Genomic DNA, 13,455 nt, shown 5'->3' on the forward strand with positions numbered 1-13,455 from the left:
CGCCGCTCGTTCACGCACCGGAGTCATCCGGGTGCCGAGCGCTTTGACTTTTGCTGTTCGAAGAGGGGAACGACCCATGTCCGTGAAGTCCCGCCGATCCCTGCTGCTCGCGAGCGGCGCGTTCCTCGCGGTCGCCGCGGTGGCCATCCCGGTCGTGGTCGGCACGGCGTCGGCGGACCCGGCGTCCGCCAACCAGCCGCGGATCGTGGGCGGCGACAAGGCGTCCCTTTCGGACCACCCGTACGCGGTGTACCTGACCGACTCGGGCGGAAACCAGTTCTGCGGCGCGGTGATCGTCAGCTCGACGGCGGTCGCGACGGCGGCGCACTGCGCCAAGGCGGTCGACAAGCAGAGCGTCCGCGTCGTGGCCGGCCGGGAGGACAAGCGCACCGACGAGGGTGACGTGCTGAGCGTCTCGAAGGTCTGGATCAGCAAGGGCTACAACGACCCGACCCAGGGCGACGACATCGCGGTCCTGACCGTCCGCGGCCAGCTCGACTACCGGCCCGCGAAGCTGCCCGGCACCGATGACGCGGCTTCGTACCGCGAAGGCACCAAGGCGACGGTGCTCGGCTGGGGCCGCGTCGCCGACGGCGGCGACCGGTCCGACTACCTGCGCAGCGCCCAGGTCCCGCTGGTGTCCGACAGCTCCTGCCGCTCCGACTACTCCGTGTACGACCAGAAGACCATGGTCTGCGCGGGGTACGCGGAAGGCGGTATCGACGCGTGCCAGGGCGACTCCGGCGGCCCGCTCGTCGTGGGCGACACGCTGATCGGGATCGTGTCCTTCGGCGACGGCTGCGGCAAGGCGGGCAAGCCGGGCGTCTACACGCGCGTTTCGGCGTACACGGACGACATCGAGGCCCAGGCCAAGCCGCGCATCTTCGGCTGAGCGTGATAGGCAGGGGGCATGCCGACCCTGCACGACGCGACCGGACCCGAGCTGACCGCCGCCCAGCTGCACGACATCCTCCGCCTGCGCGTGGACGTGTTCGTGGTGGAGCAGAAGGCGGCGTACCCCGAGCTCGACGGCCGTGACCTGCAGCCGGACACCCGCCACCTGTGGTTCTCGGACCCCGGTGGTGTGCTGTCCTACCTGCGGGTGCTCGCCGACCCGGGTGGCGTCCGCCGCATCGGCCGGGTGGCGACGGCGGCCTCGGCCCGCGGCCGCGGCTTGGCCGCGCGCTTGATGGACGCGGCCCTCACCACCCCCGGCGAGTACGTCCTGGACGCGCAAACGTACGTCCAGGGCTTCTACGCGCGCTACGGCTTCATCGCGGAAGGCACGGAATACACCGACGAAGACGGAATCCCGCACATCCGCATGCGCCGCCTCCCGCAGTAACGTGTCGACCCCCCAATCACGCGTGATGCCCCTCCAATCACGCGAGATGCCTCCCTGATCACACGAGAAACCCGCCCAATCACGCGAGTCCCGCCTTCAATCACGCGAGTCCCGCCCAGAATCACGCGAGACCGGCCCCCGATCACGCGAACCGACCGTCCGGGTGCGGCTCAGGCGGTCGCACCCCGGGGTGCCGTCGCCGTGATCACCTTCACCGCGCGATCCACATCGGACTCGGTGAGGTCGGCCCGCGCGGTCAGCCGCAGCCGCGAAATGCCGTCCGGCACCGACGGCGGCCGGAAGCACCCGACGCGGATGCCCTGCTCCGCGCACGCCGCCGCCCACGCGACGGCCGCCTCCGCGGACGGCGCCTGAACCGAGATCACGGCCGCGTCCGGCAGGCTCACCGTCAGCCCGGCCGCCTTCAACGACATCGCCAGGTTGCCCGCGTTCTCGAGCACCTTCTCCGCCAGCCCCGGCTCCTCCTTCAGCGCGTGCAGCGCGGCCAACGCGGCCGCGGCACTCGCGGGCGCCAGAGCGGTGTCGAAGATGAAGCTGCGCGCCGTGTCGATGAGGTGCTTGATCACGCGACGCGGCCCCAGCACCGCCCCGCCCTGGGCGCCGAGGGACTTCGACAGCGTCAACGTCGTGACGACGTCGGGTGCGCCCGCCAGCCCGGCCGCGTGGACCGCGCCGCGACCGCCGTCGCCGAGGATGCCGAAGCCGTGCGCGTCGTCGACCACCATCGCTGCACCATGCGAACGGCAGATCCCGGCCAGCTCGGCGAGCGGGGCGAGGTCGCCGTCGACCGAGAACACCGAATCCGTCACCACCAGCGCCCGCGGCTTGCGGCGGGTCGCCAGCGCGTTCTTGATCGCCGACGGCGTCGCGTGCGCGACCGCGGCGACGTCGGCCCGCGAGAGCCGGCAGCCCTCGATCAGCGACGCGTGGATGTACTTGTCGGTGACGATCGCGGACTCGGACCCCGACAGCGCCGTCACCGCGCCGAGGTTCGCGGTGAAGCCGGACGAGAACACCAGCGCCGCCTGCACGCCGCAGAACCGGGCGAGCTCCAGCTCCAGCTCGGTGTGCAGCTCGGTCGACCCGGTGACCAGCCGTGACCCGGTCGACCCGGCGCCCCAGCGCAACGCGGCGGCGGCGGAGGCCCCGGCGACGCGCTTGTCGCGGGCCAGCCCGAGGTAGTCGTTGCCGGCCAGGTCCAGCTCGTCCGCCTTGGCGGGACGCGGCCGCAGCTGCCGCACGAGCCCCGCGTTCGCCCGCTTCTCCGCCTCGGTGTCGAGCCAGTCGAAAACCTCGTCGGGCGGGAGTGTCGGCGGCGTAGTCACATCCCGCAGTCTCGCATCCGAGCCTGGCACAACCGGGAAGCGGGCCCGGAAACGCCGGAAGCCCCGGACCGAAGTCCGGGGCTTCCGAAAACGAGATCAGCTGTCGTAGCCGCGACGCGGGCCACGGCTCGGGCGGCCGTAGCCACCACCGTTGCCCGAGCGGGGCTGACGGCCACGGCCGCCGAAGCCGCCGGGACGACCCTCGCCGGAGCGCTGGCCGTAACCGCCGCGGTCGCCACCACGGTCGCCGCCGCCGTAGCTGCCGCTGCCGCCGCGCTCGCCGCTCTGGCTGCTGCTGCTGCCACCGCGGTAACCACCGCGGCTCGAGCCGCCGAAGCCGCGGTCGCCGCGGAAGCCACCGCCGCCGCCACGACGCGGGGTCTCGCGCCGACGCTCGATGACCGGCTCGCCGCTGGGCTCGCGGGCACCGGTGATGCGGGTCAGTGCTTCGTCACCCGGGCGGACCATCGTGGACTCGGCGCGGACGCCGGCCCGGTCGGTCATCCGCTTGACCATGCGGCGCTGGTCGTTGGTGACCACCGTGACGACGACCCCGGACGCCCCGGCGCGGGCCGTGCGGCCGGCGCGGTGCAGGTAGTCCTTGTGGTCGGCCGCCGGGTCGACGTGCAGCACCAGCGAGATGTCGTCGACGTGGATGCCGCGCGCGGCGACGTCCGTGGCGACCAGCACCGGGGTGTGGCCTTCCTTGAAGTCGGCGAGGACGCGGTTGCGCTGTCCCTGCGTCTTGCCGCCGTGCAGCGCCGCCGCGTTCACGCCCTGCTCGCGCAGCCGCTCGGCGAGGCGGTCGACGTGGTGCTTGGTGCGCACGAACATGATCGTGCGGCCCTCGCGGGCGCCGATCTGCGTGATGACGTCCTGCTTGTCCTGGTGCGACACCTGGAGCACGTGGTGGTCCATGGTCGTCACGCTCGCGGTCGACGGCGCGACCGAGTGCGTGACCGGGTCGCTCAGGTACTGCCGCACGAGGCGGTTGACGTCACCGTCGAGCGTCGCCGAGAACAGCAGGCGCTGCCCACCCGGCGGGGTGAGGTCCATGATCTCGCGGACCTGCGGCATGAAGCCCATGTCGGCCATCTGGTCGGCCTCGTCGAGCGCGATGAAGTTGCAGTCGCCCAGGTGCGCGGTGCCCTGCCGGACGTGGTCCGACAGCCGCCCCGGGGTGGCGATCAGCAGGTCGACGCCACGGGAAAGGGCGTCGGCCTGACGGGCGAAGGCCATGCCGCCGACGGCCGTGCGGCACCACAGGCCGAGCGACTTGGCCAGCGGGGTCAGCGAGTCGGCCACCTGCATGGCCAGCTCGCGGGTCGGGACGAGGATCAGCGCGCGGGGGCGCTTCGGGCGGGCCTTGCCGTCGGCGAGCCGGGCCAGCATGGCCAGGCCGAAGGCGAGGGTCTTGCCGGAACCGGTCTGGGCGCGGCCCAGCACGTCGCGGCCGGCCAGGGCGTCCGGGATGGTCGCGGACTGGATCGGGAAGGGGCTGGTGATGCCGGCCTCGGCCAGCGCGCGGAGCAGCGGCTCCGGCAGGCCCAGCTCGGCGAAGGTCCTGGTCGCCACGGTCTCGACAGCGTCATCACGCAGCGTGTCGCCACCGGCGGGGCGCTGACGCGGCCGACGGTCGGGACGGCCCGCGTGCGCGGACGTCGAGGAGGGACCAGAGTTGAACGTGACTGTCACAAATGCCTCTCGGACGTGGTTCGTCACAAGGAGGCCCGGGCTCCCTGCGCGCAGGCAGGGCAAGATGGTGTGCGTGGGCGTTCACAGGGACGGACCCGGCACACTGTGTCTTGCGCTATTCCGACACTGCGCGCCGCTTGGGGGGTTGCGGATCACCGCGAGCCATTCGGTGGCTCTGGAGGCGACGGACACCAACTCATCCACGCCGCCGGTTGCGGTCTGAATCGATAGTACCTGAGGGGGGCCTGGTCCTCCGCATGGAGGTAACCGGTTGTGGGCGGCGTCGCAGACGTGTTCCGTGCCACATCCGCGACGCCGCCGCGCGCTCACCCGATCCCGGCGGCGGAAACGAGTTCCGCCAGCAGCTCATCGGTGTTCGTGACGTGCTCCCCGAGGCCGCGGCCGTGGAACCAGCCGGCGAGGTTGCGCACGTCCCGCGCGAGGAACTCGACGCCGCCGGGGTTGGCGACGACGTCGACCACCTGCGGCAGGTCGATCACCACGAGCCGGCCGCGGTGCACGAGCAGGTTGTACGCCGAGAGGTCGCCGTGCGCGAGCCCCTCCGACGCGAGCAGCTCGAGCGCCGCGGTGGCCTGGAACCACAGGTCCTTGAGCTCGTCCGGCTCCGGGCGCACCTGGGCCAGCCGGGGTGCGGCCGTCCCGTCGTCCTCTCCGAGGAACTCGAGGAGCAGCTCGGTGCCGTTGCGCTGCACCGGGTACGGCACGGGCGCGCCGAGCGTCCACAAGCGACTCAACGCGGCGAACTCCGCGACGGCCCACTGTTCGGCGATCAGGTTGCGGCCGAACGCGCTGCGCTGCGCCATCGCCCGGGTCTCCCGGGAGCGGCGCATCCGCCGTCCTTCGAGGTAGCCCGCGTCGCGGTGGAACAGCTTGTGTTCGTCGCTGCGGTAGCGCTTCGCGGCCAGCAGCGTGCCGGGGGTGCCGGGCAGGCCACGCCGCAGCAGGTGGACGTCGGCCTCCTTGCCGGTTTTGAGGACGCCGAGGTCGGTGTCGACGGCGGCGAGCTCGGTGACGACCCAGCCGGGCCGGGGGAGCGGGCCGTGTTCGGCGTCGTCCCAGGTGGACCAGCGGTCGGCGCCGTCCGGCAGCTGGTTTTCGGTGTAGGCGTCGTCGCGGAGCTTGGCGAGCCGGACGCGTTCGCCTTCGGTGAGCCGCCCGCGGCGGGCGGGTGCGGGTTCGTCGTCGAACCGGGTGGTCCGGCGAGCCCGCGGGGTGTCGTCCTCGGACCGCGTGCGGCGGTGGGACGGGCGTTCGTCGAAGAGATCGAAGTCGTCGAAATCGTGCTGGCGCACTGGTGGGTTTCTCCTTGGTCAGGGATGCCCCACCGGGCGCGTGGTCAGCCTCGGGGGGCGGGTGGGTGAGGGCGCGAGAAGGCCCGGACATCCATCACGACAGGCACCTCCCGCTCTCTCCGCACCGGCTCCCTGCCGGTTGTGCTTCAGCTTGCCGGACCGATCCGGCGCCGCGCAACCGAATAGCGCGAAAGGACCGTTCGTGCGCTTTCCTTGAATTCGGCCCGCCCGCGTGGTCACGATGAAGAGGCAGGCTCACCGAGGAGGGGTGGATGGATTCCTACGACGTCGTGGTCGTCGGTGGCGGTCACAACGGACTGGTGGCGGCCGCGTACCTGGCACGGGCGGGCCGGTCGGTGCTCGTGCTCGAACGGCGCGGGGAGACCGGTGGCGCCGCCGTGTCGTTCCGCGCGTTCGACGGCGTTGACGTCCGGCTGTCGCGCTACTCCTACCTGGTCAGCCTGCTGCCGAAGAAGATCGTGGCCGACCTCGGCCTCGACGTGCGGCTGAAGCGGCGCCGGATGTCGTCCTACACGCCCACGGGCGGCTCGGGTCTCCTTGTCGACACGGGCGACGACGGCCGGACGGCGGCGTCCTTCCGCGCGGTCACCGGGGCCACATCGGACTTCGCGGCGTGGCAGCGCTTCTACGAGCTGACCGAGCGCGTCGCCGAACGCTCCTTCGGCACGCTCACCGAGCCGCTGCTGTCCGAAGTGGACTTCCGCGACCGGCTCGGCGACGGCGAAGCGTGGTCGCTGCTGTTCGAGCGGCCGATCGGCGAGACGCTCACGTCGCGGTTCGGCGACGACCTGGTCCGCGGGGTGGTGCTCACCGACGCCCTGATCGGCACGTTCGCCGCGGCGGGCGACGAGGACCTGCGGCAGAACCGCTGCCTGCTCTACCACGTGATCGGCAACGGAACCGGCGACTGGGACGTCCCGGTCGGCGGCATGGGCGCGGTCACCGGCTCGCTCGCGGCGGTCGCCGCCGCGGCGGGCGCGCGGCTCGTGACCGGGGCGGAGGTGCTGTCGATCGACCCCGGCGGCGAGGTGCGCTACCGCCGTGACGACGCCGAGCACGTCGTGCGCGGCGGGCACGTGCTGGCGAACGTCGCGCCGTCGACGGTGGCGCGGCTGCTGGGCGAGGAACCACCGGAGCGGCCGGAAGGCGCACAGTTGAAGGTGAACATGGTGCTGTCGCGGCTGCCGAAGCTGCGCGACCCGCACGTCGACCCGGCGGAGGCGTTCGGCGGCACGTTCCACGTCAACGAGACGTTCACCCAGCTGGAAACGGCCTACCGCGAGGCGGCGGCGGGGAAGATCCCCACGCTGCCGCCCTGCGAGATCTACTGCCATTCGCTGACGGACCCGTCGATCCTCGGCCCGGCCGAACGCGCGGCGGGCGTGCAGACCCTGACGTTGTTCGGCCTGCACATGCCGGCGCGCCTCTTCGAAGGACACAACGAAGAGGCGCGGGAGGCGGCGTTGCGCGCGACGCTGGCTTCGCTGAACAGCGTGCTGGCCGAGCCGATCGAGGACTGCCTGCTGACCGGGCCGGACGGAAAGCCCTGCGTGGAGGCGAAGACCCCGCTCGACCTGGAGGCCGAGCTGGGCCTGCCGGCGGGGCACATCTTCCACCGCGACCTGGCCTGGCCGTTCGCCACGGACCCGGCTCAGGCGGGCAAGTGGGGAGTGGAGACGGCGCACGAACGCGTGCTGCTGTGCGGCGCTGGAGCGGTGCGAGGAGGTGGTGTCAGCGGCATCCCCGGCCACAACGCGGCGATGGCGGTACTGGGAGCGGACTGAGGGCCGGACCGGCGAACCCGGCTGCCGCAGCGAGCCACCTGCGGCAGCGCGACCCGCCCGGCTGCCCAGGCGGTTCCTCGGTCAGGCGGGCGCGGCGTCGTGCTCAGCGCACAGGCACCCGACCCCCGGCTCGATCCACTCCTGCCCGGCCCACTCCGGGTGGCGCCCGACCAGCACCTCCCGGACCTCGGCGGCGATCTCGCTCACCCCGAGACCCGAGTCCCGCCTGCGCCACGTCTCGTCCCGCAGCTCGCGCAGGTAGTCGCGGACGTCGGTGAGCACCGAAACGCCACCGACCTCTCCGTGCCCGGGCACCACCACCCGGGGCGCGTCGAGCGCCAGCCGGTCCAGCACCTCGAGCCACCCCACGCCGGTCACGTCCGTGTCGTGCGGCGGGAACCACGGGAGGATCGCGAACTGCCCCGTCTCGGCCAGGTCGCCGGTGAACAGCACGCCCGCGTCCGGCACCTCGACGACCTGGTCACCGGTGGTGTGGCCGCGGCCGGTGGGCCGGAGCCGGACCGTCCGGCCGCCCAGGTCGAGGTCGTGGGAACCGTCGTAGACCACGTCGGGCGTGGGCACCCGGACGCCCTCGAGCCGGCGCGCGACCACCTCGCCGAGGCCGCGGAACATCTCGAGGTAGCCCGCGCCCTTCGTGCTCAGGTCGTCCGCCTGGCCGCGGTTGACCAGGTAGGTCGCAGAGCCGGCGAACACCTGCGCGCCGTAGGCGTGTTCGGGGTGGAAGTGCGTCGTCGTCAGGAAGAGGCGGCGGCCGGCGGCCACCGACGTCGCGAACGCGAGCACCTCCGACGCGTTCGCGGTGCCCAGGCCCGTGTCGACGACGAGGACGGCCTCCGTGCCGCCGATGACGCCGATGTTGGGCACGAGGTCGACGCGGTCGTTCGGGATCACCAGCAGGTCCGGGGCGAGCTCCCGGGCGCCGGCCACCCGCACGGCGGGATCGGTCAGATCGGTCATGTCCTGATTCCACCGCCGGGACACCGGCGCCGTCCAAGACCGGTTGCGTGGCGCCGATACCCGGCGGACATCGTCGCAGGCCGGGGTTACTGTTCGGCCATGGCAGTGGATCAGGAACTCGTGGACGCGGCGATCGAGCTGGCGCGCAACCGGTTCGGGAGCACGCCGTGGTCCGGGGCGGCGGCGCTGCGCCTCGACGACGGCACGATGCTCACGAGCACCGCGCCGGACTTCCCGAACCAGGCCGTCAGCCTGTGCCACGAAACCGGCGCGATCTGCGAAGCCTTCAAGCTGGGGCGGAGCGTGACCGGCTCGGTCTGCGTGACCGCCGCGGACGAAGACCGCGGCTACTGGGTCCTCGCGCCCTGCGGCGTCTGCCAGGAACGGCTCTTCGCCCACGGCCCGGACGTCGAGGTCGCCGTGCCCGAGCCCGCGGACCCGCGGCGGTGGCGGGCCCTGCGGCTGCGGGACGTCCAGCCGCACTGGTTCGCGCGCGTCTTCCCCGACGACGTCTGGCCCTTCGATGCCGCCGAGCAGGCCGGGCAGCAGGGCTGAGATGGAGCTGCGCACGCTGCGGTACTTCGTGGCCGTCGCCGAAGAGCTCCACTTCGGCCGGGCCGCCGCGCGGCTGCACATGAGCCAGCCGCCGCTGAGCCGGGCGATCAAGCAGCTGGAGGCCGACGTCGGCGCCGTCCTGATGGTGCGCTCGGCGGCGGGCGTCACGCTCACCGCGTCCGGCGTGGCCCTGCTCGAGGAGGCGCGTGCCCTGCTGGCGCAAGCCGAACGGGCGAGGGCGCGCGTGGCCGGCACCGCGACGATCACCGTCGGCCTCCTCGCCGACAGCGCCGACCCGGACGCGACGCGGCTCGCCGACGCCTACCGCCGGCAGCACCCGGGCGTCGAGGTCCGCGTCCGCGACACGGACCTGACCGACCCGACGTGCGGGTTGCGCGCCGGGCTCGTCGACGTCGCGCTGACCCGCGGGCCGTTCGACGAGACCGGCCTGACGGTGCACCGGCTGCGCGAAGACCCGGTCGGCGCGGTGCTGCGCGCCGACGACCCGCTGGCCCGCCGCGACCACCTGGAGCTGGCCGACCTGGCCGGCCGGCGCTGGTTCCGGTTCCCGGACGGCACCGACCCGGTCTGGCAGTCGTACTGGCACGGCGGCGAGCCGCGCGAAGGGCCGGTGGTGCGCGCCGTCCAGGAGTGCCTGCAGGCCGTGCTCTGGAACGGGACCGTCGGGCTGATGCCGCTCGGCCACCGCCCGCCCGGCGACCTGACCGTGGTCCCGCTCGCCGGCCTGGCGCCGAACCCGGTGGTCGTCGCGTGGACGGACGCGAGCCCGCTTGTCCGGTCGTTCGTGCGGCTCGCGACGGCGGCGTATCAGACGACCGGCGGGCGCCGGACGTCGTAGAGGTCCCAGTCCAGCTGCCAGAACGCGTCGATGCCGTGCTCACGGATGTACTTCCGCTCGATGTCGTGCACCGGGAAGCAGCCGGCGATGCTGATCGGTGCGCCCCCGATGTCGATCAGCGTGTACTGGTCCGCGTCGAGGCCGGCGGGCGCGGACACGGCGAACGCGGTCATGGCGGACTCGGGCGCGATCGGCTCGCCGAAGTCGATGGTGTCGCCGTAGACGAACGGGCACGTGCCCCGCAGCTGCTCGGCGAGGTAGCCGATGGCCAGCGCCCACACCGGGTCGTCGGACCGGACGCTGATCCACAGCTCCGGTTTCACGCCGTGCCATTCGGCGTGGTCGGCCAGCGACAGGCCGTAGGTCACCCCGGTCAGATATCTCGGCTCCGGTTCGTCGGTGTAGACGAACGCGATGACGTCGTCGAGCCCGGTGTGGGTCGACGGGATCGGCTGCAACCGGGGCTCGGTGCTCCCGGTCAGGGTGTCGAGATGGGCGACATACCGCTCGGCACGGCTCGGCATGGCGCGCAGCATACGACCGGCCGGTCGAGGGTGCGGGGCAATCCCGGTGGCCCGGGCGCGGCACGATCGGGCAGGGTGGGGGACATGCGAGTGCTCGTGATCGGCAGCGGAATCGGCGGCGCGGCAACGGCCTGGCACCTGGCGGGCCGGGGCGCGGAGGTGGTCGTGGCGGACGCGGCCCGGCCGGGGACGGCCACCGAAGCCGGCGCCGGGATCGTCAGCCCGTGGACGTCGCGCTGGGAAGACGCGCTGTACCCGCTCGCGTCGGCCGCCGGCCGGTACTACCGCGAGTTCACCGCCGAGCTCGAGGATTCGTCGTTCGAGGTCGTCGGCGGGATGGTCGTGTCGGCCGAGGAAAGCGAGCTGGCCGAGGTACACGAACGGCTGACCGCGCGGGCGGCGGACGCGCCCGAAATCGGCGAAATCCGGCGGCTCGACCCGGATCAGGCGCGCGAACTGTTCCCGGCGCTGGCGCCCGGGCTGGGCGCGGTGCACCTGGCGGGCGCGGGCCGCGTCGACGGCCACCGGCTGCGCGGGGCCCTGCTGGCGGCGGCCGAGCGCCGGGGCGCGAAGTTCGTCGAAGGCGAGGTCGCGTTCCGGGCCGACGGGACGGTCGTGAGCGCGTCGGGCCCTCTGGAGGCCGACAGCGTCGTGGTCGCGGCCGGCGCGTGGAGCCGGGAACTGCTGGCGCCGCTGGGGATCGACCTGCCGGTGACGCCGCACCGCGGCCAGATCAGCCACTTCGACCTACCGGGCACGGACACGTCGGCGTGGCCGGTGGTGCTGCCCCGCACGAGCCACTACCTGCTGGCGTTCGGCGGCGGCCGGGTGGTGGCGGGCGCGACGCGCGAGGCGGAGGCCGGCTTCGACTACCGCGTGACGGCGGCGGGCCAGCGCGAGGTGCTGGACAACGCGCTGACGGTGGCCCCGGGCCTGGCGGACGCGACGCTGGCGGAGACGCGGGTGGGTTTCCGCCCGGGCACCCCGGACGGCCTGCCGATCCTGGGGTCGCTCCGGCCGGGATTGGCGGTGTCGACGGGCTTCGGCGCGGGCGGGCTGACGAACGCGCCGTTCGCGGGGAAGCTGGTCGCGGCGATCGCACTGAGGGAGGACCCGGGGTTCGACCTGACGCCGTTCGCCCCGGACCGCTTCTGAACGGGAGCCCTCAGCCCTCCGTGACCAGCTCCAGCGCGTGCTCGCCCGTGCGCTCCACCACCAGGCCGGCCTTCCTGATCACCTTCACCAGCTGGTCCACAGTGGACGGTTCGGCCCGCGTGGTCACCAGCTCGCGTGCCAGGCGGCCCTTGTACGCCTTGTTGAAGTGGCTGACCGTCACGCGCTCGCCGTGGGCGTTCTCCGTCACCACGCGGACCGTCACCGCGTCCGGGCGCAGCTTCGCGAACGCCGAGTACGTGCCCGAGCGCAGGTCCACCACCAGGCCCTCCACCTGCTGCAACACCGGTTCGAGCACCGGCTTCCAGTGCCCGCGGACCGTCCCCAGCGACGGCAGCGAGTTCCCACCCGAAAGCCGGTACGCGGGAATCGGGTCGGTCGCCGACACGACGCCGAACAGGGACGACGTCACCGCCAGCCGCCGGTGCGCCTTCTCCAGGCCCGCCTTCGTGAGGCTCTTCACGTCGAGCGCGTCGTACAGCACACCGGTGTAGCGGCGCAGCGCCGGCATCGTCGGCGACGCGAACAGCTCCGCGTTGCGTGCCACCTCGCCGGACTGGCGCTCGGTGAGACCCAGCGCCGCGACGCTGCCGGGGACGTCCCGGGCCAGCTCGACGAGCGCGTCGAGGAGCTTCGCGCGCGCCGGGTTCAGCTCGGGGAACGACAGCGCGTCGAGGTCGAGCGGGCCGCCGCGGCCGCCGTCGGCCTTGGTCTCGGAAGGAGGAAGGAGCACCAGCACGCATCGAGACTACTGTGGCGACTTTTGCCGATCCGGCCACAGCCACGGCCGAAGGTTTCCGCATCAACGGTCACGTGCCGAGTGAGGGGCGGCCTGCTTCCGGCCGGATCGGCAAAACGGGGTGCGCGGACGCCGCCGTCCGGCCTAGCCTCCCGGCATGGACCTGACCTGGCGCCCGTTGACCCTCGACGACGTCCCGGCGCTCACCCGGCTGTACGCCGCGGCCGAGGAAGTCGACCGGACCGGTGACCACTTCAGCGACGGAGACCTCCGCGAGGAGCTCGAAGGGCCCAACATCGACCTGGCCCGGGCCACCATCGGCGCGTGGGCGGGCCGGACGCTCGCCGGCTACGGCCTGATCCGCCGCCGCGACGCCGCGAACCCGGTGCACATGATCCGGCTGCAGTCGGTGGTGCACCCGATGTACCGGACGGCCGCCGTCGGCGCTCACCTGGTCGAGTGGTTCACGCGCACGAGCCGCGAAGTCAACGAGCGCACCTTCCCCGGCGCGCCGTTCGAACTGCACCACGGCCAGCACCAGAACGAGCGCTGGATCACCGGTGTGCTCGCCGGCGCGGGCTTCACGCACCAGCGGACGATGGTGAACATGCGCGTCGGCCTCGCCGACCTGCCGCCGCAGCCGCCGCTGCCCGACGGCGTCACCGCGGTGCCGTTCGACTTCAAGTACGACCTCGCCGCGCTCGACGCCCGCAACGACACCTTCGCCGGGCACTGGGGCAGCACCGCCTACGAGCCGGAGGCCTGGCACCACCTGGTCACCGGCTCCAAGGACTTCCGCCCGGAGGTGTCGTTCCTCGTCCTCGACGGCGACAAGGTCCTGGCGTTCGTCCTCAGCCACTTCTACGAGTCCGAAGCCGCGGCGACGGGCATCCGCGAGCACTACGCCACCTGGGTGGGAACGCGGGCGGTGCTGCGCGGCCGCGGCGTCGCGTCGGGGTTGCTGGGACACACGCTACTGGCGGCGAAAGCGGCGGGGTTCGACCGGTCGGCGCTGAACGTCGACGTCGACAACGCGCACCGGGCCCTGGGTGTTTACGAGCGGTGCGGATATCGCGTCGACGACGAATGGCACGTGTACGTCCGGTCCTGAAACCGGGCCGCC

The 13,455-nt window shown here is 72.9% G+C and carries 13 protein-coding genes; 7 read left to right on the forward strand and 6 right to left on the reverse strand.

From position 1 onward, the window contains the following. The first annotated feature begins 76 nt into the window (after nucleotides 1-76). Entirely contained in the window at nucleotides 77-892 is an 816-nt protein-coding gene (locus QQ657_RS34530; RefSeq protein ID WP_284746502.1) for a S1 family peptidase, read from the forward strand. Nucleotides 893-910: 18 nt separating this feature from the next. Continuing rightward, nucleotides 911-1,345, forward strand: a complete 435-nt coding sequence (locus tag QQ657_RS34535; protein ID WP_284746503.1) for a GNAT family N-acetyltransferase — start codon at nucleotides 911-913, stop codon at nucleotides 1,343-1,345. 170 nt (nucleotides 1,346-1,515) lie between these two features. Here the strand turns inward: QQ657_RS34535 and QQ657_RS34540 are convergent, their stop codons facing one another. The 3 genes from QQ657_RS34540 to QQ657_RS34550 all read right to left on the reverse strand — a co-directional run bounded on the left by QQ657_RS34540 (nucleotide 1,516) and on the right by QQ657_RS34550 (nucleotide 5,699). Further along, nucleotides 1,516-2,691, reverse strand: coding sequence for an 8-amino-7-oxononanoate synthase (locus tag QQ657_RS34540; RefSeq protein ID WP_284746504.1), 1,176 nt, complete (start codon nucleotides 2,689-2,691; stop codon nucleotides 1,516-1,518). A 96-nt stretch (nucleotides 2,692-2,787) separates the two neighbouring features. Next, entirely contained in the window at nucleotides 2,788-4,386 is a 1,599-nt protein-coding gene (locus QQ657_RS34545) for a DEAD/DEAH box helicase (RefSeq protein WP_284746505.1), read from the reverse strand. A gap of 326 nt (nucleotides 4,387-4,712) precedes the next feature. Next, nucleotides 4,713-5,699, reverse strand: coding sequence for a serine protein kinase RIO (locus QQ657_RS34550; RefSeq protein ID WP_284746506.1), 987 nt, complete (start codon nucleotides 5,697-5,699; stop codon nucleotides 4,713-4,715). 272 nt (nucleotides 5,700-5,971) lie between these two features. Between QQ657_RS34550 and QQ657_RS34555 the strand changes: the two genes are divergently transcribed. After that, nucleotides 5,972-7,504 carry a phytoene desaturase family protein gene (locus QQ657_RS34555; protein WP_284746507.1) on the forward strand — a complete coding sequence of 511 codons (1,533 nt, stop codon included), beginning with the start codon at nucleotides 5,972-5,974 and terminating at the stop codon, nucleotides 7,502-7,504. Between the two features lie 81 nt (nucleotides 7,505-7,585). Here QQ657_RS34555 and QQ657_RS34560 read toward each other — a convergent pair whose 3' ends face one another. Beyond that, entirely contained in the window at nucleotides 7,586-8,482 is an 897-nt protein-coding gene (locus tag QQ657_RS34560) for an MBL fold metallo-hydrolase (RefSeq protein WP_284746508.1), read from the reverse strand. A gap of 99 nt (nucleotides 8,483-8,581) precedes the next feature. Here QQ657_RS34560 and QQ657_RS34565 point away from each other — a divergent pair, with 99 nt between their 5' ends. After that, nucleotides 8,582-9,037, forward strand: coding sequence for a cytidine deaminase (locus QQ657_RS34565; protein ID WP_284746509.1), 456 nt, complete (start codon nucleotides 8,582-8,584; stop codon nucleotides 9,035-9,037). A 1-nt stretch (nucleotide 9,038) separates the two neighbouring features. Continuing rightward, on the forward strand, nucleotides 9,039-9,896 hold the full coding sequence (locus QQ657_RS34570) for a LysR family transcriptional regulator (protein WP_284746510.1): 858 nt from the start codon (nucleotides 9,039-9,041) through the stop codon (nucleotides 9,894-9,896). Here the strand turns inward: QQ657_RS34570 and QQ657_RS34575 are convergent. Further along, a complete protein-coding gene (locus QQ657_RS34575) occupies nucleotides 9,866-10,420 on the reverse strand; it encodes a suppressor of fused domain protein (protein WP_284746511.1) in 555 nt (184 codons plus the stop codon). The genes QQ657_RS34570 and QQ657_RS34575 overlap by 31 nt on opposite strands. An 84-nt stretch (nucleotides 10,421-10,504) precedes the next feature. Here QQ657_RS34575 and QQ657_RS34580 point away from each other — a divergent pair, with 84 nt between their 5' ends. Next, complete coding sequence (locus QQ657_RS34580; RefSeq protein ID WP_284746512.1) at nucleotides 10,505-11,575, forward strand: NAD(P)/FAD-dependent oxidoreductase; 1,071 nt, start codon at nucleotides 10,505-10,507, stop codon at nucleotides 11,573-11,575. A gap of 10 nt (nucleotides 11,576-11,585) precedes the next feature. Here the strand turns inward: QQ657_RS34580 and yaaA are convergent, their stop codons facing one another. Then, entirely contained in the window at nucleotides 11,586-12,332 is a 747-nt protein-coding gene (gene yaaA, locus QQ657_RS34585; RefSeq protein WP_284746513.1) for a peroxide stress protein YaaA, read from the reverse strand. A 157-nt stretch (nucleotides 12,333-12,489) separates the two neighbouring features. Between yaaA and QQ657_RS34590 the strand changes: the two genes are divergently transcribed. Continuing rightward, nucleotides 12,490-13,443, forward strand: coding sequence for a GNAT family N-acetyltransferase (locus QQ657_RS34590; RefSeq protein ID WP_284746514.1), 954 nt, complete (start codon nucleotides 12,490-12,492; stop codon nucleotides 13,441-13,443). The last annotated feature ends 12 nt before the right edge of the window (nucleotides 13,444-13,455 follow it).

It is taken from the genome of Amycolatopsis ponsaeliensis, assembly GCF_030182635.1.
Classification (GTDB): Bacteria; Actinomycetota; Actinomycetes; order Mycobacteriales; family Pseudonocardiaceae; genus Amycolatopsis; species Amycolatopsis ponsaeliensis.

What these genes read in the sequence shown, in the direction of transcription:
- QQ657_RS34530 (WP_284746502.1), top strand. Translation starts at nt 77, where the DNA reads ATGTCCGTGAAGTCCCGCCGATCCCTGCTGCTCGCGAGCGGCGCGTTC.
- QQ657_RS34535 (WP_284746503.1), top strand. Translation starts at nt 911, where the DNA reads ATGCCGACCCTGCACGACGCGACCGGACCCGAGCTGACCGCCGCCCAG.
- QQ657_RS34555 (WP_284746507.1), top strand. Translation starts at nt 5,972, where the DNA reads ATGGATTCCTACGACGTCGTGGTCGTCGGTGGCGGTCACAACGGACTG.
- QQ657_RS34560 (WP_284746508.1), bottom strand. Translation starts at nt 8,482, where the DNA reads ATGACCGATCTGACCGATCCCGCCGTGCGGGTGGCCGGCGCCCGGGAG.
- QQ657_RS34565 (WP_284746509.1), top strand. Translation starts at nt 8,582, where the DNA reads ATGGCAGTGGATCAGGAACTCGTGGACGCGGCGATCGAGCTGGCGCGC.
- QQ657_RS34570 (WP_284746510.1), top strand. Translation starts at nt 9,039, where the DNA reads ATGGAGCTGCGCACGCTGCGGTACTTCGTGGCCGTCGCCGAAGAGCTC.
- QQ657_RS34575 (WP_284746511.1), bottom strand. Translation starts at nt 10,420, where the DNA reads ATGCCGAGCCGTGCCGAGCGGTATGTCGCCCATCTCGACACCCTGACC.
- QQ657_RS34580 (WP_284746512.1), top strand. Translation starts at nt 10,505, where the DNA reads ATGCGAGTGCTCGTGATCGGCAGCGGAATCGGCGGCGCGGCAACGGCC.
- QQ657_RS34590 (WP_284746514.1), top strand. Translation starts at nt 12,490, where the DNA reads ATGGACCTGACCTGGCGCCCGTTGACCCTCGACGACGTCCCGGCGCTC.